This window comes from Streptomyces sp. NPDC001787, from assembly GCF_040297465.1.
In the GTDB taxonomy this organism is placed as follows: Bacteria; Actinomycetota; Actinomycetes; order Streptomycetales; family Streptomycetaceae; genus Streptomyces.
This window is the reverse complement of the sequence record NZ_JBEOZE010000006.1, coordinates 138,790-157,097: the sequence shown is the minus strand read 5'-3', so window position 1 is coordinate 157,097 and position 18,308 is coordinate 138,790. Positions and strand designations below refer to the sequence as shown.

Annotated in this window: 18 protein-coding genes; 11 read left to right on the top strand and 7 right to left on the bottom strand. The window is 70.6% G+C overall.

Going from position 1 to position 18,308, the window contains the following annotated elements; genetic code table 11:
* Positions 1 to 98: 98 nt before the first annotated feature.
* From ABT170_RS10980 to ABT170_RS10930, 11 genes are all read left to right on the top strand, one after another.
* Positions 99 to 1,796, top strand: a complete 1,698-nt coding sequence (locus ABT170_RS10980) for a nitrite/sulfite reductase (RefSeq protein ID WP_351865970.1) — start codon at positions 99 to 101, stop codon at positions 1,794 to 1,796.
* The gene (locus ABT170_RS10975) at positions 1,793 to 1,972 is read left to right on the top strand and encodes a hypothetical protein (protein WP_329942605.1); all 180 of its coding nucleotides are present in this window, start codon (positions 1,793 to 1,795) and stop codon (positions 1,970 to 1,972) included. Before ABT170_RS10980 ends, ABT170_RS10975 begins: the two co-directional genes overlap by 4 nt.
* Complete coding sequence (locus ABT170_RS10970; RefSeq protein WP_351865967.1) at positions 1,969 to 2,685, top strand: phosphoadenylyl-sulfate reductase; 717 nt, start codon at positions 1,969 to 1,971, stop codon at positions 2,683 to 2,685. The genes ABT170_RS10975 and ABT170_RS10970 overlap by 4 nt, the downstream gene beginning before the upstream one ends.
* Complete coding sequence (gene cysC / locus ABT170_RS10965; RefSeq protein ID WP_351865964.1) at positions 2,685 to 3,254, top strand: adenylyl-sulfate kinase; 570 nt, start codon at positions 2,685 to 2,687, stop codon at positions 3,252 to 3,254. Before ABT170_RS10970 ends, cysC begins: the two co-directional genes overlap by 1 nt.
* Positions 3,251 to 4,186: a sulfate adenylyltransferase subunit CysD gene (gene cysD / locus ABT170_RS10960; RefSeq protein WP_329942602.1), complete on the top strand. Its 936-nt coding sequence runs from the start codon at positions 3,251 to 3,253 to the stop codon at positions 4,184 to 4,186. The genes cysC and cysD overlap by 4 nt, the downstream gene beginning before the upstream one ends.
* Before the next feature lie 208 nt (positions 4,187 to 4,394).
* Complete coding sequence (locus ABT170_RS10955; RefSeq protein ID WP_329942601.1) at positions 4,395 to 5,738, top strand: sulfate adenylyltransferase subunit 1; 1,344 nt, start codon at positions 4,395 to 4,397, stop codon at positions 5,736 to 5,738.
* A gap of 288 nt (positions 5,739 to 6,026) precedes the next feature.
* Positions 6,027 to 7,142, top strand: a complete 1,116-nt coding sequence (locus ABT170_RS10950; RefSeq protein ID WP_329942600.1) for an aliphatic sulfonate ABC transporter substrate-binding protein — start codon at positions 6,027 to 6,029, stop codon at positions 7,140 to 7,142.
* 122 nt (positions 7,143 to 7,264) lie between these two features.
* A complete protein-coding gene (locus ABT170_RS10945; RefSeq protein WP_266925054.1) occupies positions 7,265 to 8,056 on the top strand; it encodes an ABC transporter ATP-binding protein in 792 nt (263 codons plus the stop codon).
* Positions 8,043 to 8,960, top strand: coding sequence for an ABC transporter permease (locus ABT170_RS10940; protein ID WP_266925052.1), 918 nt, complete (start codon positions 8,043 to 8,045; stop codon positions 8,958 to 8,960). The genes ABT170_RS10945 and ABT170_RS10940 overlap by 14 nt, the downstream gene beginning before the upstream one ends.
* A gap of 60 nt (positions 8,961 to 9,020) precedes the next feature.
* The gene (locus tag ABT170_RS10935) at positions 9,021 to 9,782 is read left to right on the top strand and encodes a sirohydrochlorin chelatase (protein WP_329942599.1); all 762 of its coding nucleotides are present in this window, start codon (positions 9,021 to 9,023) and stop codon (positions 9,780 to 9,782) included.
* Positions 9,783 to 10,169: 387 nt separating this feature from the next.
* Positions 10,170 to 11,042 (top strand): ABC transporter ATP-binding protein, encoded by an 873-nt coding sequence (locus tag ABT170_RS10930; RefSeq protein ID WP_351865957.1) that lies wholly within the window; start codon positions 10,170 to 10,172, stop codon positions 11,040 to 11,042.
* A 4-nt stretch (positions 11,043 to 11,046) separates the two neighbouring features.
* On the opposite strand, the gene ABT170_RS10925 is transcribed toward ABT170_RS10930, so the two are convergent.
* The 7 genes from ABT170_RS10925 to ABT170_RS10895 form a co-directional block, all read right to left on the bottom strand.
* The gene (locus tag ABT170_RS10925; protein WP_266925048.1) at positions 11,047 to 11,430 is read right to left on the bottom strand and encodes a nuclear transport factor 2 family protein; all 384 of its coding nucleotides are present in this window, start codon (positions 11,428 to 11,430) and stop codon (positions 11,047 to 11,049) included.
* Positions 11,423 to 11,971 (bottom strand): DUF1697 domain-containing protein, encoded by a 549-nt coding sequence (locus ABT170_RS10920; protein ID WP_351865954.1) that lies wholly within the window; start codon positions 11,969 to 11,971, stop codon positions 11,423 to 11,425. Before ABT170_RS10920 ends, ABT170_RS10925 begins: the two co-directional genes overlap by 8 nt.
* A 136-nt stretch (positions 11,972 to 12,107) precedes the next feature.
* Entirely contained in the window at positions 12,108 to 13,310 is a 1,203-nt protein-coding gene (locus ABT170_RS10915; RefSeq protein WP_351865951.1) for a S8 family peptidase, read from the bottom strand.
* Between the two features lie 564 nt (positions 13,311 to 13,874).
* Complete coding sequence (gene mgt / locus ABT170_RS10910; protein WP_351865948.1) at positions 13,875 to 15,074, bottom strand: macrolide-inactivating glycosyltransferase; 1,200 nt, start codon at positions 15,072 to 15,074, stop codon at positions 13,875 to 13,877.
* 67 nt (positions 15,075 to 15,141) lie between these two features.
* Complete coding sequence (locus ABT170_RS10905; RefSeq protein ID WP_329942594.1) at positions 15,142 to 16,434, bottom strand: ABC transporter substrate-binding protein; 1,293 nt, start codon at positions 16,432 to 16,434, stop codon at positions 15,142 to 15,144.
* Positions 16,434 to 17,273, bottom strand: a complete 840-nt coding sequence (locus ABT170_RS10900; protein ID WP_351865945.1) for a carbohydrate ABC transporter permease — start codon at positions 17,271 to 17,273, stop codon at positions 16,434 to 16,436. The genes ABT170_RS10905 and ABT170_RS10900 overlap by 1 nt, the downstream gene beginning before the upstream one ends.
* A complete protein-coding gene (locus ABT170_RS10895; protein ID WP_351865942.1) occupies positions 17,270 to 18,244 on the bottom strand; it encodes a carbohydrate ABC transporter permease in 975 nt (324 codons plus the stop codon). The genes ABT170_RS10900 and ABT170_RS10895 overlap by 4 nt, the downstream gene beginning before the upstream one ends.
* Positions 18,245 to 18,308 lie beyond the last annotated feature (64 nt).

The following is an 18,308-nucleotide window of genomic DNA, read 5'->3' as shown; positions in this document are numbered from 1 at the left end:
CGATCCCCTTACCTCTGCAACTCCCCGCGCACCGCCGCGCCTCAGCGCGAGTGTGCCGTTCAGAGCCGCCCTCCCGCAGTCCCGAAGGACGTATTGTCATGGCCGCTACCCCGGAACAGCCTGCGACCACCACGCCCCGCCGCAAGGCCGGACGTCACCGTGGCGAAGGCCAGTGGGCGATGGGTCACTTCACCCCGCTCAACGGGAACGAGCAGTTCAAGAAGGACGACGACAGTCTCAATGTGCGGACACGTATTGAGACGATCTACTCCAAGCGCGGCTTCGACTCCATCGACCCGAACGACCTTCGTGGACGTATGCGCTGGTGGGGGCTGTACACCCAGCGCAAGCCCGGCATCGACGGCGGCAAGACGGCCGTCCTGGAGCCGGAGGAGCTGGACGACCGCTACTTCATGATGCGCGTCCGCATCGACGGCGGCCGGCTGACCACCGCACAGCTGCGCGTCATCGGTGAGATCTCGCAGGAGTACGCCCGCGGTACGGCCGACATCACCGACCGGCAGAACATCCAGCTGCACTGGATCCGCATCGAGGACGTCCCGGAGATCTGGCGGAAGCTGGAGGCCGTCGGGCTCTCCACCACCGAGGCCTGCGGCGACTGCCCCCGCGTGATCATCGGCTCCCCGGTGGCGGGCATCGCCGCCGACGAGATCATCGACGGCTCGCCCGCGGTCGACGAGATCCACGAGCGCTACATCGGCAGCAAGGAGTTCTCCAACCTGCCGCGCAAGTTCAAGACCGCGATCTCCGGCTCGCCCGTGCAGGACGTGGTGCACGAGATCAATGACATCGCCTTCGTCGGCGTCGACCACCCGGAGCACGGTCCGGGCTTCGACGTCTGGGTCGGCGGCGGCCTCTCCACCAACCCCCGGTTCGCCGAACGCCTCGGCGCCTGGGTCCCGCTCGGCGAGGTGCCCGACGTCTGGGCCGGAGTCGTCGGCATCTTCCGCGACTACGGCTACCGGCGGCTGCGCACCCGGGCCCGGCTGAAGTTCCTGATGGCCGACTGGGGGCCGGAGAAGTTCCGCCAGGTACTGGAGGACGAGTACCTCAAGCGCCCGCTGCTCGACGGACCCGCGCCCGAGCAGCCCAGCTCCCGCTGGCGTGACCACATCGGTGTGCACCAGCAGCAGGACGGCCGCTTCTACGTCGGGTTCGCCCCGCGGGTCGGCCGGGTGGACGGCTCCACCCTGGCCAAGATCGCCGATCTGGCCGCCGCCCACGGCTCGGACCGGCTGCGCACCACCGTCGAGCAGAAGATGATCATCCTGGATGTGGAACGGGACCAGGTCGAGTCGCTGTCCGCCGGTCTGGAGGCGCTGGACTTCCAGGTGAAGCCCTCACCGTTCCGGCGGGGCACGATGGCCTGCACCGGCATCGAGTTCTGCAAGCTGGCGATCGTCGAGACGAAGGCGCGCGGCGCCTCGCTGATCGATGAACTGGAGCGCCGCCTGCCGGAGTTCGAGGAACCGCTCACCATCAACATCAACGGCTGCCCCAACGCCTGCGCCCGCATCCAGACAGCCGACATCGGCCTCAAGGGACAGCTGATGCTCGACAGCGCGGGCAACCAGGTCGAGGGCTACCAGGTGCACCTCGGTGGCGCACTCGGCCTGGAGGCCGGGTTCGGCCGCAAGGTCCGCGGCCTGAAGGTCACATCGGCCGAACTTCCCGACTACGTCGAGCGGGTGCTCGGCCGCTTCCAGGAGGAGCGCGAGGACGGCGAGCGCTTCGCGACCTGGGCGGCGCGGGCCAGTGCGGAGTCGCTGTCATGAGCGAGCGAGCCGCACCGTTCTACTGCCCCTACTGCGGTGACGAGGACCTGCGTCCGCACGAGACCGGGCACGGCGCCTGGGAATGCGCCTCCTGCAATCGCGCGTTCCAGCTCAAGTTCCTGGGCCTGCTGAGCCGGGGACTGCAGCGCAACGACGGGGAACGGGACGGGATATGACGGACACTCTGTCGGCCACCCGGCTCACCGACGGCCAACTCCGGGAGCTGGCCGGGCGGGCGGGCCGTGAGCTGGAGGACGCCTCCGCGCTCGACATCCTGAAATGGGCCACCGACACCTTCGGCCCGCGGTTCTGTGTCACCTCCTCCATGGAGGACGCCGTCGTCGCGCACCTCGCCTCCCGGGTCCTGCCCGGTGTGGACGTGGTGTTCCTCGACACCGGCTACCACTTCCCCGAGACCATCGGCACCCGGGACGCGGTGGACGCGGTGATGGACGTCCATGTCATCACGCTGACCCCGCGGCGCAGCGTCGCCGAGCAGGACGCCGAGCACGGGCCGAAGCTGCACGACCGGGACCCCGACCTGTGCTGCGCCCTGCGGAAGGTCGCCCCCCTGGAGGACGGCCTGACGTCCTACACCGCCTGGGCGACCGGGCTGCGCCGCGACGAGTCCCCCACCCGGGCCGGCACCCCGGTCGTCGGCTGGGACGAGAAGCGCCGCAAGGTCAAGGTCTCGCCGATCGCCCGCTGGACCCAGGACGACGTGGACACCTATGTGGCGGAGCACGGCGTGCTCACCAACCCGCTGCTGATGGACGGCTACGCCTCCGTCGGCTGCGCGCCCTGCACCCGCCGGGTGCTGGAGGGCGAGGACGCACGCGCCGGCCGCTGGGCCGGGCGGGGCAAGACCGAGTGCGGGCTGCACGGCTGATGACGACTGATCAGGAGACTTCGATGAGCGTGACGGAGACGGGAGCCACCATCTGGCTGACCGGTCTGCCGAGCGCGGGCAAGACCACCATCGCGTACGAACTGGCGGGCCGCCTCAGGGGCGAGGGCCACCGGGTCGAGGTGCTCGACGGGGACGAGATCCGGGAGTTCCTCTCCGCGGGGCTCGGCTTCTCCCGCGAGGACCGGCACACCAACGTGGCGCGGATCGGATTCGTCGCCGAACTGCTCGCGGCCAACGGCGTGAAGGTGCTGGTGCCGGTCATCGCGCCCTTCGCGGACAGCCGGGAGGCGGTCCGCGAGCGGCACGCCGCCGAGTCCACCACCTACCTGGAGGTGCACGTGGCGACGCCCGTGGAGGTGTGCTCCGTACGCGATGTGAAGGGGCTCTACGCCAAGCAGGCGGCGGGCGAGATCAGCGGCCTCACCGGGGTGGACGACCCCTACGAGGCACCCGACTCGCCCGACCTGCGGATCGAGTCGCACCAGCAGACCGTGCAGGAATCCGCGGCGGCGCTGCACGCGCTGCTCACCGAGAGGGGTCTGGCGTGAGCACCGTCACCACCGTGCCCGAGGGCACCGTCAATCCGTACGCGCTCAGCCACCTGGACTCCCTGGAGTCGGAGGCGGTGCACATCTTCCGCGAGGTGGCGGGGGAGTTCGAGCGGCCGGTGATCCTGTTCTCCGGCGGCAAGGACTCGATCCTGATGCTGCATCTGGCGCTCAAGGCGTTCGCGCCCGCGCCGGTGCCGTTCACGCTGCTCCATGTGGACACCGGGCACAACTTCCCCGAGGTCCTGGAGTACCGCGACCGTACGGTCCGGAAGTACGGGCTGCGGCTGCACGTGGCCTCCGTGCAGGAGTACATCGACGCCGGGAAACTCCGCGAGCGCCCCGACGGCACCCGCAACCCGCTCCAGACCGTGCCGCTGACCGAGGCGATCCAGCGGCACCGCTTCGACGCGGTGTTCGGCGGCGGGCGGCGCGACGAGGAGAAGGCGCGCGCCAAGGAGCGGGTCTTCTCGCTGCGCGACGAGTTCTCCCAGTGGGACCCGCGCCGCCAGCGCCCGGAACTGTGGCAGCTGTACAACGGCCGGCACGCCCCCGGTGAGCACGTCCGGGTCTTCCCGATCTCCAACTGGACCGAGCTGGACGTCTGGCAGTACATCGAGCGCGAGTCCATCGAGCTCCCGGAGATCTACTTCGCCCATGAGCGCGAGGTCTTCAACCGCAACGGCATGTGGCTGACCGCGGGCGAGTGGGGCGGCCCCAGGGAGCACGAGCGGACCGAGACCCGCCAGGTGCGCTACCGCACGGTCGGCGACATGTCCTGCACCGGCGCCGTCGACTCCGACGCCACCACCCTGGACGCGGTCATCACCGAGATCGCCGCCTCCCGGCTCACCGAGCGGGGCGCGACCCGGGCCGACGACAAGATGTCCGAGGCCGCGATGGAAGACCGCAAGCGCGAAGGGTACTTCTGAGGGTCTCCCGTGCGGATCACGCCGGGCCCCACCCGCCCCGGCACCGCACCGCACCGCGCCGCGCCGCGCAGCCATCGGTACGGCACGCACGTCGGCCACCGGCACCCTCCCGCCGGTCACCGGCGCCCGGCGTCGATTCCTTGTCCCCGCGGCGCACGGCACCAGCCCCCGCTCCCCGATCCGGCCCGATCCTCACGAGAGGCCCGCAATGACCAGCACCACCGAGCAGTTGTCGGCCACCACCCTGCTGCGGTTCGCCACCGCCGGGTCCGTCGACGACGGCAAGTCCACCCTCGTGGGGCGGCTTCTGCACGACTCCAAGTCGGTCCTCACCGATCAGCTGGAGGCCGTCACCCAGGCTTCGCTGGGCCGCGGCCAGGAGGCGCCCGACCTCGCGCTGCTGACCGACGGGCTGCGGGCCGAGCGCGAGCAGGGCATCACCATCGATGTCGCCTACCGCTACTTCGCCACCGCCCGGCGCCGCTTCATCCTCGCCGACACCCCGGGCCATGTGCAGTACACGCGCAACATGGTGACGGGCGCCTCCACCGCGGAGCTGGCCGTCGTCCTGGTCGACGCGCGCAACGGCGTGGTCGAGCAGACCCGCCGGCACGCCGCCGTCGCCGCGCTGCTGCGCGTTCCGCACGTGGTGCTCGCCGTGAACAAGATGGACCTCGTCGAGTACGCGGAGCCGGTGTTCGCCGCGATCGCCGAGGAGTTCACCGCGTACGCCGCCTCGCTCGGCGTCCCGGAGATCACCGCGATCCCGATCTCCGCGCTGGCCGGGGACAACGTGGTGGAGCCGTCGGCCCATATGGACTGGTACGGCGGCCCGACCGTGCTGGAGCACCTGGAGACGGTGCCGGTCAGCCACGACCTCACCGGCTGCCACGCCCGCTTCCCGGTGCAGTACGTCATCCGGCCGCAGACCGCCGAGCACCCCGACTACCGGGGGTACGCGGGCCAGATCGCCGCCGGGGTCTTCCGGGTCGGCGAGAGCGTCACCGTACTGCCCTCCGGACGTACGACGACGATCGCCGGGATCGACGCGCTCGGCGAGAGCGTGGACATCGCCTGGGCCCCCCAGTCGGTGACCGTCCGGCTGGCCGACGACATCGACGTCTCGCGCGGCGACCTGCTCGCGCCCACCGACGACGCACCCGCTGTCACGAGGGACGTCGGGGCGACCGTCTGCCATGTGGCCGACCAGCCGCTCTCGGTCGGCCAGCGGGTGCTGCTCAAGCACACCACCCGTACGGTCAAGGCGATCGTCAAGGACATCCCGTCCCGGCTGACCCTGGACGACCTCTCCCAGCACCCGGCCCCGGGCCGGCTGGTCGCCAACGACATAGGCCGGGTCGTCGTGCGCACCGCCGAGCCGCTCGCGCTCGACGCCTACGCGGACTCCCGGCGCACCGGTTCGTTCCTGCTGATCGACCCGGCGGACGGCACCACGCTCTCGGCCGGGATGGCGGGCGCCTCGTTCGCGGAGGTCGCGCTGCCCGGTACCGGTGAGGGCCCCGCGAACGACGACGCGGAATGGGACTTCTGATGGGAATCGACGTCTTCTCCACCTTCGCGAAGGAGGGCGGCCGCGTCGGCAGCGGCGCCCTCGGCAGCGGTCAGGGCGGGGTCGGGCGATGTGCGTGATGACGTACGCGCACTGCCTGCGCGCCCGCCCGTACCCACCGCACCGCCGGCACAGCACGCACCGCCGGCACATCCAGCGCCACCCGTCCGCCCCGAACAGCCGGTTCGGACGAAGACCTGCCGACCGCCCGGCCGTGTCCCCGGACTTCCGAGGGACGTGAGCACCGGGCCGACGAGAGGAAAACCTCCCGTGCCTGCCCCACGTACCACCGTCTCCCGCAGCCTCGCCGCCGCCGTCGCCCTGCCGATGCTGGCCGTGGCACTGACCGCCTGCGGTTACGGATCCGAGGCGAAGGACGACGACGCCGGGAAGGCGAACGTCTCCGCCGGCGGCAAGAAGCTCTCCGCGGACACCGTGAAGATCGGCTACTTCCCGAACCTCACGCACGCGACCGCCCTGGTCGGAATCCAGGAAGGCACCATCCAGAAGGAGCTCGGCGGTACGAAGGTCGTGCCCTCGACCTTCAACGCGGGCCCGTCCGAGATCGAGGCGCTCAACGCGGGATCGATCGACATCGGCTTCATCGGCCCCTCCCCCTCGATCAACGGCTACGTCAAGTCGAAGGGCAAGGGCCTGCGGATCATCGGCGGTTCGGCCTCCGGCGGGGTGAAGCTGGTCGTGAACCCGAAGAAGATCAAGACCCTGGACGACCTCAAGGGCAAGAAGATAGCCACCCCGCAGCTCGGCAACACCCAGGACGTGGCGTTCCTCAACTGGATCTCCGAGAAGGGCTGGAAGGTCGACGCCCAGAGCGGCAAGGGCGACATCTCCGTGGTCCGTTCGGACAACAAGGTGACGCCGGACGCCTACAAGTCCGGTTCGCTGGACGGTGCCTGGGTTCCGGAGCCGACCGCTTCCAAGCTGGTCTCCGAGGGCGCGAAGGTGCTGCTCGACGAGTCGACGCTGTGGCCGGACAACAAGTTCGTGATCACGAACATCATCGTGTCCCAGAAGTTCCTCTCCGAGCACCCCGATGTCGTCGAGGCGGTGCTGCGGGGCTCGGTGAACACCAACAAGTGGATCAACGCCAACCCGGATCTCGCGAAGGCGTCCGCCAACAAGGCGCTGGAGACCCTGAGCGGCAAGCCGCTGGCCCCGGAGATCCTCGACCCGGCGTGGAAGTCCATCCAGGTCATCAACGACCCGCTGGCGGCGACGCTGGACGCGCAGGCGGCGCACGCGGTGAAGGCCGGTCTGCTGGAGGAGCCGGACCTCAAGGGCATCTACGACCTGGGGCCGCTGAACAAGATCCTCAAGGCCGAGGGCGAGCCCGCGGTCGACGACGCCGGTCTCGGCGTCAAGTAGCCCGCAGTCCGGTCCGACCGCCGTCCGCACGACGGCTGTCCGGTCCGACGGCTGTCCGGTCCGACGGCTGTCCGTCCGATCGCCCGTATTCAGGATTCCAGGATTCCCAGGAGGTGACGACCATGGCGACCACCACCCTCACCAAGGCCGAGGACCGCGCGACGGTCGAGCACGCCGCTCGTCTCACGCATGTCTCGAAGTCCTTCGCCGGACCCACGGGGCAGCAGCTCGTCCTGGACGACATCACGCTCGATGTCGCTCCCGGCGAATTCGTCACCCTCCTGGGAGCCTCCGGGTGCGGGAAGTCGACGCTGCTGAACCTGGTGGCCGGACTCGACCGCCCGACCGCGGGGTCCATCGAGACCCCCGGCGGGCGGCCCGCCCTGATGTTCCAGGAGCACGCCCTCTTCCCGTGGCTGACCGCGGGCAAGAACATCGAACTGGCCCTGCGGCTGCGCGGGGTGCCCAAGCCGGACCGCCGGACCGAGGCGGAGCGGCTGCTCGAACTCGTACGGCTCGGCGGGGCGTACGGCAAGCGGGTGCACGAACTCTCGGGCGGTATGCGTCAGCGGGTGGCGATGGCCCGCGCACTCGCCCAGGACAGCCGGCTCCTGCTGATGGACGAGCCGTTCGCCGCCCTCGACGCCATCACCCGCGATGTGCTGCACGACGAGCTGACCCGGATCTGGCACGAGACGAACGCCTCGGTCCTCTTCGTCACCCACAACGTGCGCGAGGCGGTACGGCTCGCCCAGCGCGTCGTCCTGCTGTCGTCGCGGCCGGGCCGGATCGCCCGGGAGTGGACGGTGGGCATCGAGCAGCCGCGCCGGATCGAGGACAAGGCGGTGGCGGAGCTGTCCGTCGAGATCACCGAACAACTGCGTGGGGAGATCCGCCGACATGGCCAGCACTGACATCACGTCCGACCGGGACCGGAAGGACGGGCCGGCCGGCGCGAACTCCGACGACCTGGCCGGTCTGGAGGCCGGACTCGACGCGCTGGACGCCGTCCAGGTGCGCCGGACCCCGGTGCGCGAGATCCTGCTGCGCAAGGTCCTGCCGCCCGTGGTCGCGGTCGTCCTGGTCCTGGTGATCTGGCAGCTGCTGGTCCGGGCCCAGGTCACCGAGGACTACAAGCTGCCGCCGCCGTCCGCGGTATGGGACAGCGCGGTCGACATGTGGTTGCGGGGGACCCTGCTGGAGGTCGTCTGGACCAGTGTGTCGCGCGGCCTGCTCGGCTTCCTGCTGGCGGTGGCCATCGGCACGCCGCTGGGTCTGCTGGTCGCCCGGGTGAAGCTGGTCCGGGCCGGCATCGGCCCGATCCTGTCCGGTCTCCAGTCGCTGCCCTCGGTGGCGTGGGTGGCCCCGGCCGTCATCTGGCTCGGACTGAACGACAGCATGATGTACGCGGTGATCCTGCTGGGTGCCGTCCCGTCGATCGCCAACGGTCTGGTCTCCGGGGTCGACCAGGTCCCGCCGCTGTTCCTGCGGGCGGGCCGCACGCTCGGCGCGACCGGGCTGCGCGGGACCTGGCACATCGTGCTGCCGGCCGCGCTCCCCGGCTATCTGGCCGGGCTGAAGCAGGGCTGGGCCTTCTCCTGGCGTTCACTGATGGCCGCCGAGATCATCGCCTCGTCCCCCGATCTCGGGCTCGGCCTCGGGCAGTTGCTGGAGAACGGCCGCAACAACTTCGACATGCCGGGGATCTTCCTCTCCATCCTTCTGATCCTCTTCGTCGGCATCGCGATCGACCTGCTGATCTTCAGCCCGCTGGAGCGATGGGTGCTGCGCAGCCGCGGCCTCCTCGTCAAGAACTGACAGAACCGCGAAGACCGCAGAACCGACGGAACCGAGAGAGCCGAGAGAACGAGTACGCCGATGTCCACCCCTGTCCTCCTCGTGATCGCCCACGGCAGCCGCGACCCGCGGCACGCCGCGACCGTGCACGCGCTCACCGCGCGGGTACGGGCGCTGCGGCCGGGGATACGGGTGGAGACGGGCTTCCTGGATTTCCACGCACCGTCCGTGCCCAGGCTGCTCGAACGCCTGGCCGCGGAGGGCGCGGGCGAGATCGTCGCCCTCCCCCTGCTGCTCACCCGGGCCTTCCACGCCAAGACCGACATTCCCGCGGTCCTGCGCGAGGCCCGGACCCGGATACCGGGGCTGGACATCCGTCAGGCCGAGGTCCTGGGCCCCTCGCCCCTGCTCAACGCGGCCCTGGACCGGCGACTGCACCAGGCCGGGGTCTCCCCCGGCGACAAGAGTTCGACCGGGCTCGTCCTGGCCTCGGCGGGCTCCACAGACCCGGAGGCGATCGCAGTGATCGCTGAAATCGCGCGGGAGCTGCGGCACACCGGTTGGTGCGCCGTGCGGCCTGCGTTCGCCTCCGCTGTTTCCCCGGACCGCCCCCGCACCGAGGACGCGGTGCGGGCGCTGCGGGCCGAGGGCGTACGCCGGGTGGCGGTCGCCCCGTACGTCATCGCACCCGGACGGCTCCCGGACCGGATCGCGGCGGGTGCCGCGGCGGCCGGGGCCGATGTTCTGGCCGATGTGCTGGGCCCGGCACCGGAGTTGGCACGGCTGCTGCTGACCCGGTACGACGAGGCGCGGCTCACGGCCTGTGCGTCGCTGACGGCCTGAGCCGGCCGGAGGCGAACGGCGACGGACGGCGGCGGCCAAGGGCGGTCGGCGCAGGCTTGAGCCGAATAGTGCGGACCGGCGCGGACCGACGCGGACCGGCGCGGACCGGCGCAGGCACGAGCCGACCGGTGCGGACCGAACGCGACCGGAGGCGGCCAGAGGCGGCCGGTAGGATCGTGGCACCGGTTCGGCCACCCTCACCGCCGAACGGCCCGGTGCCACCCGGGGGCGGACCGCCCCGTACGGCTGCCGCACCTCCCCTCCCCTCCCCTCCCCTTCTCCGCGCCCGCCCTCATCCGGGCACGGCCACGGCCGTCCACCGGCCGGGGCATGGGCCGGTGCCGACCGGCGCAGGGGTGTTCGCACCTGTACGAAGGAGTCCCGCCCATGTCCGCCACCGTCCCCACGGCCGGCACCGGCCCCGCCCGCGTCCCCGCCCCTTCCACCGCCCCCGGCCGCCCCGCTCCGGTGCCGGTGATCCACGCCGACGGGGTCACCCTCGTGCGGGACGGCAAGGTGCTGCTCGACTCGGTCTCGCTGACGGTACGCGGCGGTGAGCACTGGGCGCTGCTCGGCGCCAACGGCGCGGGAAAGAGCACGCTGCTCTCACTGCTCGGGGCCCTCACCCACCCCACCCGCGGCTCCGTGCAGGTGCTGGGGGAGACCCTGGGCCGGGTCGATCTGCGGGAGCTGCGCACACTGCTCGGGCATGTCGACCCACGTCATCCGCTGCGTTCACCTCTGTCCGTGCGCGAGGTGGTGCTCACAGGACTGACCAACTCCATCGAGCCGGTGCCCCGGTGGTCCGCCACCGCCGAACAGCGGGACCGGGCCGGCCGGCTGCTGGACATGCTGGGGATGACCGGCAAGGAGGGAGCGCGCTGGCCCTCGCTGTCCCAGGGGGAGCGCGGGCGCACGCTCATCGCCCGTGCGCTGATGCCGCGGCCCCGGCTGCTGCTCCTCGACGAGCCGGCGACCGGGCTCGACCTCGCCGCCCGTGAGCAGTTGCTGGACAGCCTGGACGCCTTGCGTCAGGAGCACCCGGAACTCGCGACCGTGCTGGTCACCCATCATCTGGAGGAGCTGCCCGCCTCCACCACCCACGCGATGCTGCTGCGCGGCGGGCGGTGTGTCGCCTCCGGGCCCGCCGACGGGGTGCTGACCACGGACCGGGTCAGCGACTGCTTCGGGCATCCGGTGCGGATCGAGCGCACGGACGGCCGGTGGACCGCGCGGGCCCGGCGCCCGACCCGCGGCTGAGGACTCAGACCTCGGCGAACGGATCGTCGATGAACGGGGTGGCCTGGTGGAAGTAGAGCAGCCAGCCCGACTCCTCCCGCCGCCACAGCGAACTGCGGTGGGAGCGCAGCCCCTTGGACTCCGTGTCGAAGGTGAGGTGCACCAGGTCGGTGCAGAGCTGGACTCCCCGCATCCGGGAGGCGGTCAGCGGCCCGGGGTTCGGGGCGTCGTCCGCGGTCAGCGAGGCGATGATCGTTTCCCGGCTCCAGAGGCGTCCGCTGGTGCCGATCTCCCGGAACTCCGGGTGCAGCAGAGTGGCGAGAAGATCCGCTGAGGCCCGCACCAGCGGGTCCAGGAGGCGAAGCTCGCCTTCGATGGCGGCGGCCACGGCGGGCGACGGCTCAGACACGTGTCATCTCCACGAGTTTTGCAACGGTGTTCCAGTTACGGCTGGTGGCGGTGAGGCCCTTGGTGAATGCGGGCCTCGACAGGGCAGCGGCCAGCTTGGAGCGGCCGAGCCCGTCGGGAGCGTACAGGTAGAGCGCGCGGTCCCCGAGCCCGAACTCCTCGGGGAGGAAGGAATCCGCGTCCAGCGAGGCGAAGCGTGCGGCGTCCACGGGTTGCCCGAAGTAGGTGACGTGCACCTGCTTGCCCTCCAGTTCGGCGGCCGGGAACGGGCAGGCGTCGGCGACGGCCGCGAGATAGGGGCCGCTGCGGACCAGGCAGCCGACGTGGAAGCCGAACCGCTGCTCGACGGCCTTCTCCAGCGCTGCGGCGAGTGCGTCCTCGTCGTCACTTTCACTGCTGAAGACCGCGTTGCCGCTCTGCAGATGGGTGGCGATGTCCCGGTGGCCCAGCTCCCCCAGCACGGTGCGCAGTTCCGCCATGGGGACCCGCTTGTGGCCGCTCACGTTGATCCCGCGCAGCAGCGCCGCGTACTTCATGGTCATGGGCACACCATAGGACGATCTTTCCGAGCTGTGCGGCCGCCGCGCCCCGTGGGGGAGGGCGCGGCGGCCGTGGAACACGCGGATGCCGGGCGGTGGCGGGTGAGCGCCGCCGCCCGGCATCCGAACGGGCCGGTGACTACTCGACGACCTTGAGCAGCAGGTTGGCCGTGCCCTCGGTCGCGTTGGTGATGGCGTCCGGGGTGGCTCCCTCGGTGAGCGCCGTGGCGACCTCCTCCGGGGTGGCGTCCTGGTGTCCGCCCAGGTAGACGGCGGCGGCACCGACGACGTGCGGGGTCGCCATGGACGTACCGGAGATGGTGTTCGAGCCGTCGTCGCTGTCGTTCCAGGCGGACGTGATGTCCGAGCCCGGGGCGTAGATGTCCACGACGGAGCCGTAGTTGGAGAACGACGACTGCTCGTCGTCCACCGTGGACGAGGCTACGGTGATGGCCTCGGGGACGCGGGAGGGCGAGCCCTCGCCGGCGTCGCTGGAGTCGTTGCCCGCGGCCACCGCGAAGGTGACGCCGGAGGCGATGGCCTTCTGGACGGCCGCGTCGAGGGCCTCGTCGGCGCCGCCGCCGAGGCTCATGTTGGCGACGGACGGGCCCTCGTGGTTCTCGGTGACCCAGTCGATGCCGGCGACGACCTGCTCGGTGGTGCCCGAGCCGGAGTCGTCCAGCACGCGGACGGCCACGATGTCGGCCTTCTTGGCGACGCCGTACGAGGCACCGGCGATGGTCCCGGCCACGTGGGTGCCGTGGCCGTTGCCGTCGTCCGCGTCGTCGTCGTTGTCCACGGCGTCGAAGCCCGAGGTGGCCCGGCCCTCGAAGTCGCTGTGGGTGACACGGACACCGGTGTCGATGACGTACGCGGTGACACCCTCGCCCGCCGCGTCCGGGTAGTTGTACGCGTCGTCGCCCGTGGTCTCGGTCTGGTCGATCCGGTCCAGGCCCCACGACGGCGGGTTGTCCTGGGTGGCGTCGATGTGGAACTTCTTGTTCTGCACCACCTTGGAGACGGCCGGGTCGGCCGCGAGCCGCTTGGCCTCGGTCAGCGAAAGGCCGCTGGCGGAGAAGCCGTTGATGGCGGAGGAGTAGTTCCGCTTGAGCTTGCCGCCGTACTCCTTGGCGAGCTCGGCCTTGTCCGTCTTCTGGTCCAGCATCACGATGTAGCTGCCGGAGACGGCGGTCGCCGCGTCCGTGCCGTAGACCGTGCCCATCGCGGGAGCCGGCGCGGCTCCGGCGAGCGTGGTGTTGAGAAGGGTGACTCCGGCCGCTGCCGCCACGGCGGTTATCGCGGCGGTGAGCTTGAACCGGCGGGTGCGCTGCTGAGTGGTCATGAAGAGGGAGCTCCTCGTCATTCTTTGTGGGGGGATTGGCCCTCGGCCGGAAGATCTCCGGGGGCTGGCTCGAAACCCTGACCGATTGACGCGCGCAGATCAAGGCCTCCCGTGGCTGCGACTTACACAACAAGGTTTCTTAATAAGAAATCAGCCACACCCGGCCCCCGTGGGCGGCGGACGCCCACGGATCCGCCGCACAGGCCTCTCGCACCGCTATCACCGGCCACAACGCCCGCAGCCGGCACCTGGGCAACTCCCGCCCGGCACACGGCCGGGCGAGCCGAGACGGCTTGTTTTCGCCCCCGAGGGCCCACCTCGCGCACGGCCCCGAAATCGGCGGAACACTCCTCGTGGACGGGTGAAGACCCAGGTGAATCCGCGAAGGTCCCCGCGCACGCCATGAAGGTGAACGACGACAGGTGAATGCGACGCGCAGCTGTGTGAAATCACGAGGAGACACGTGAAGATACGGAAACCGGAGCCGCCACGACCTGTGACAGCTCCGGTTTCCGGCACCGCGGCCCCGCCGGCACCCCCGGACGGGGACACCGGTCCGGGGGCTCAGGAGGCGAGTTCGGCCTCGATGAGATCCGCCGCGCGAAGCGTCCCGCCCTCCGCCGCCATCCGCCGGCGGACCTCGGAGGACCTCGCCGCCACCTCCGGGTCGTCCACCAGGGCGAGTACGGCGGCGCGCAGGGCCTGCGCGTCGGCCTCCTCCATCGAGAGCCGGCGTGCCACGCCGAGCCCCTGGAGCATGTCGGCGTTGGCGAACTGGTCGACGCCCTGCGGGAGCGCGACCATCGGTGTACCGGTGGCCAGCCCCTCCTGACTGCCGCCCGCGCCCGCGTGGGTGATGAACGCGTCCGCCTGCTTCAGCACGGACAGCTGCGGCACCCAGGAGTGCACCTCCACATTGGCGGGTACGTCGCCGAGCTCGGACGGGTCGACGAACGCGCCGATCTGCAGCACCACGTGCCAGCCGGGCAGATCACCGAACGCCTTGACGCACTCGCGGTAGAAGGCGGGGTGATTGGTGTTCGCGGAGCCGAGCGAGACCAGGAGCACCTTCTCGGCATCTGCCGGACGCTTCCACTCCCCCTGGTCGGCCCGCTCGCCCTGACAGGCGCCGACGAAGGTGTACACCTCGCGGTCCACCCGGTCGGCGTTCGGCTGGAGCACCTCGGGGATCAGGACGAGCCCGCGGCGCGGACGGGCCACGAAGTCGTCCGAGCTGAGATCGCCGAGGCCGTTCCCGGTGAGCCAGTCCGCGAATCGGGCGTAGTACTCCCGGCCCCGCTCGCTCTGCCTGAGCTCGGCGTTCATGGGCTCGGCGACCTCTTCCTCGTATCCCTCCCAGGGCACGAGGTTGGGCCAGAGGGAGACGGCGGGAACGCCCCAGCGATGCGCGAGAACGCGCGCCGGATAGGAGGTGACGTCATGCAGGACGAGGTCGGGTTCATCACCCGCGAAGGCCTCGGCCAGCTGCGGGAGCGCCTGGACCGCGTCATTGAGGAAGGGCTCGATGTTGTCGATCCATTCCGTGCCCCAGGCCTCGTGGTCCTCCTCCGTCGGGAGGACCGACCGGTAGATCACCGGCTCGGCTCCGGTCGTGGCGATCTTCTCGGCGAAGGAGGCCGGGATGGCGTAACTGACGCGGTACCCACGGGCGACGAGCTCCCGGATGACTTCCAGGCTCGGGTTCACGTGCCCGTGGGCGGCGATGGAGAACATGGCGATATGGGCACGCGGAGATTCCGTCATGCCGTTCAACCTAGACGAGACGATACGTATCGTGCAAGCACATCCCGTGCGGGCCGGCTCCCGCCGCTCAGCGCTGATAGCGGGCCAGAACCCGGTTCCCGTCCTCGACCAGACGCTTCTCCAGCTCGTCGATGCCGATCGCCCCGCTGTAGTACTCCTGGAGCGCGGGGGTCGCCACCTTGTCCTTCCACTCGGGGTAGCCGCGTACGGACTGCGCGGGCGCCGGACGCAGCCCCCGGGCGAGCGCCGTGCCGGTCGCCCAGCCGTTCTCGGCGGTGTGCAGGGCGGGATCGGCCAGGGCCTCGGTGCCGGTGGGAAGCATCCAGTCGCCCCTGGCCAGCCGCACCATGTTGCGCGGCTGGAGCAGGAAGTCGATGAACCGCACCGCCTCCTTCTTGTGCGGGCTGTCCTCCGCGACCGAGAGCGTCTGCGGGCTCACGCCCTGGGTCGCTCCGGCGCTTCCCGCCGGGGCGGGCAGCACCGTCCACTCGAAGCCCTCGGGAGCCTGCTCGACGATCTGCTGGCGGTAGGAGAACCCCAGCGGCACCATGGCGTACCTGCCGCCGAAGAAGCCGGGCAGGGTGTCGGAGCCGCCCATGCCGAGCGCCGTCCGGGCGGCGCTGCGGTCGGTGTTGACCTGGTCGTGGATGGTCCGGGGCACCACCCGCTCGCCCTCGTCGAAGCGGATGGACGCCTTGCCGTCCGCGTCGCGGTGGAAGAACCGCCCGCCGGCCGACAGGCTGAGATTGAGGGTGACGGAGACCGGTTCCTTCAGCGGCCAGGCGACGCCGTACGTGCCCTTCCCGGTCAGCTTCTCGGTGATCCGGCGGAACTCCTCCCAGCTCCAGGGCTTGCCGGGAGTCGGGACGCGGACCCCGGACGCCTTGAGGATCCTGGTGTTGGCGATCAGGACCTTGGGTTCCTGCAGGAACGGGACGCCGTAGACACCGCCGTCGAAGGTGGCGGTCCGCCAGGACCGCTCCGGGATGTCCTTCGTCAGCCGCTCGGGCAGCAGGGTGCGCAGATCGGCGAGATAGCCCCCGTACGCGAAGTCGGCGAGGTCGTCGGAGGCGTCATGGATGATGTCCGGCGCCTCGTCGCCCTCGAAGGAGGTGAGCAGTTGGTCGTGGACGTTGTCCCAGCTGCCCTGGACATAGTCCACCTGGATGCCGGGATGGGCCGCGTTCCACTCCTTCACCAGTTGCCTGTTGGCGTCGACGGACTCCTTCTGCCAGGCCAGCGACTGGAAGCTCAGCCTGATCGTGCCGTCCGCGTCCCTCCCGTCCCCGCCCCCGGAGCAGCCGGCGAGGAGCAGGGTCAGAGCGGTGGCGGCGGCCACCGCCCGCGAGAAGGCGCGCATCAGCTCTTCACCGCCCCGGCCATCATGCCGCCCGCGATCCGCTTCTGGATGACCGCGAAGAGGACGAGGGAGGGAAGGGTGGCGAGGAAGGCGGCGGCGGCGAGCGGGCCGAGATCGGCGACGCCCTCCGCGCCGAGGAAGTGCGTGAGTACGACCGGCAAGGTCTGTTTCTCCGGTGTCTTGAGCAGGACGAGCGCGAAGAAGAACTCGTTCCACGCGGTGATGAACGCGAAGAGGGCGGTGGCGACGATTCCGGGGGCCAGCAGCGGGGCGACGACCGAGACGAGTATCCGCGCCCGGCCCGCCCCGTCGACCGAGGCGGCCTCTTCCAGCTCCGGCGGCACGGCTCTCACATACCCGGCCAGCATCCACAGCGCGAACGGCAGCGACCAGACGACGTACACCATGATCAGCCCCCACAGGGTGTTGATCAGATGCAGGTTCTTGAGGATCAGGAAGAGCGGAATGATCACCAGGACGAAGGGGAACGCCTGGCTCACCACCACCCAGCCGGTCGCCGCCGTCGAGAGCCTGCCCCGGTGGCGGGCCATCACATAGGCCATGGGGGTCGCGATGACGACGGCGATCAGGGCGGCGCAGACGGCGGCGATCAGCGAGTTCGCCGCCGCCTGGAGCAGTGGCTGTTCGTCGAAGGCCTGCCGGAAGTTGTCCAGGGTGGGGTTCCGGGGGATCCAGGTCGGATGCAGCGAGCCCAGTTCGCGGGCGGGTTTGAAGGCCGTGGAGATCAGCCACAGGAACGGGAAGGCCAGGAAGATCAGATACGCCAGGAGCGCGGCGTACTGCCCGGCGCGTGCGGGCCCACTGGTACGGAGACTCACGCGTCCTCGCCTCCCCGGAGCCGGCCGGCCAGGTAGCAGGCGAGGATCACGGAGATCACCGCGACCATCACACAGCCCATCGCGGCGGCGTAGCCGAACTGTCCGTAGCGGAATGCCTCTTCGTAGGCGAAGAGCATCGGCAGCCTGGTACGGCCGCCGGGTCCGCCGCTGGTCAGGACATAGACCAGGGCGAAGGAGTTGAAGTTCCAGATGAAGTTGAGGGCGGTGATGGACAGGGCCACCGGTTTCAGTGCGGGCCAGGTGACCGTACGGAACCGGCGCCAGGCGCCCGCGCCGTCGAGGGCCGCGGCCTCGTGGAGTTCGTGCGGGGTGTTCTGGAGTCCGGCCAGCAGGGCGACCGTGGTCTGCGGCATGCCCGCCCAGATGCCGACCAGGATCACGGCGGGCAGCGCGGTGGCCAGTCCGGTCAGCCAGTCCCGCCCGTCGCCGAGTCCCAGATCACGGACGGTCTCGTTGAGAATGCCCGCGTCGGGGTTGTAGACGAGGCGCCACATGATGCCGAGGACCACTTCGGGCATGGCCCACGGAATGATCGCCAGCGCCCTCGCCAGCCAGCGCATGCGCAGCTTCTGGTTGAGCAGCAGGGCGAGGCCCAGGGCCAGGAAGAACTGGGGAACGGTGACACCGACCGCCCACAGCAGACCGATCCGGAACGAGTCCCAGAACAGGGTGTCGTGGAGCAGGTCCTGGAAGTTGAGCGCGCCGATCCACTGCGTGGAGCGGGTACGCCCCGACTGCGCGTCGGTGAAGGCCAGCATGATGCCGTAGAGCAGCGGCCCGACGCTGAGGATCAGGATCGGGATGAGCGCTGGCAGCACCAGGAACCAGGTGGCCCGGTCCCTCGCAGCCCGTCCGGCCCCCGTTCGCCCTCCGGCCCGGCCGTCACGCGGACCGCGTGCGCCGGACGGGCCGGACGGGCCGGACCGCTTCGTTGCGGTCGGCAATGTCACGAATTCGACCTCTTCGCTTCTTTGGATGGGATTCATCCCGGTCTGGCCGCCCGGTCGGCCCCCG

What these genes read in the sequence shown, in the direction of transcription:
- ABT170_RS10945 (WP_266925054.1), top strand. Translation starts at nt 7,265, where the DNA reads ATGGCGACCACCACCCTCACCAAGGCCGAGGACCGCGCGACGGTCGAG.
- ABT170_RS10955 (WP_329942601.1), top strand. Translation starts at nt 4,395, where the DNA reads ATGACCAGCACCACCGAGCAGTTGTCGGCCACCACCCTGCTGCGGTTC.
- cysC (WP_351865964.1), top strand. Translation starts at nt 2,685, where the DNA reads ATGACGACTGATCAGGAGACTTCGATGAGCGTGACGGAGACGGGAGCC.
- ABT170_RS10940 (WP_266925052.1), top strand. Translation starts at nt 8,043, where the DNA reads ATGGCCAGCACTGACATCACGTCCGACCGGGACCGGAAGGACGGGCCG.
- ABT170_RS10905 (WP_329942594.1), bottom strand. Translation starts at nt 16,434, where the DNA reads ATGCGCGCCTTCTCGCGGGCGGTGGCCGCCGCCACCGCTCTGACCCTG.
- ABT170_RS10915 (WP_351865951.1), bottom strand. Translation starts at nt 13,310, where the DNA reads ATGACCACTCAGCAGCGCACCCGCCGGTTCAAGCTCACCGCCGCGATA.
- ABT170_RS10920 (WP_351865954.1), bottom strand. Translation starts at nt 11,971, where the DNA reads ATGACCATGAAGTACGCGGCGCTGCTGCGCGGGATCAACGTGAGCGGC.
- ABT170_RS10935 (WP_329942599.1), top strand. Translation starts at nt 9,021, where the DNA reads ATGTCCACCCCTGTCCTCCTCGTGATCGCCCACGGCAGCCGCGACCCG.
- ABT170_RS10975 (WP_329942605.1), top strand. Translation starts at nt 1,793, where the DNA reads ATGAGCGAGCGAGCCGCACCGTTCTACTGCCCCTACTGCGGTGACGAG.
- ABT170_RS10970 (WP_351865967.1), top strand. Translation starts at nt 1,969, where the DNA reads ATGACGGACACTCTGTCGGCCACCCGGCTCACCGACGGCCAACTCCGG.
- ABT170_RS10980 (WP_351865970.1), top strand. Translation starts at nt 99, where the DNA reads ATGGCCGCTACCCCGGAACAGCCTGCGACCACCACGCCCCGCCGCAAG.
- mgt (WP_351865948.1), bottom strand. Translation starts at nt 15,074, where the DNA reads ATGACGGAATCTCCGCGTGCCCATATCGCCATGTTCTCCATCGCCGCC.
- ABT170_RS10930 (WP_351865957.1), top strand. Translation starts at nt 10,170, where the DNA reads ATGTCCGCCACCGTCCCCACGGCCGGCACCGGCCCCGCCCGCGTCCCC.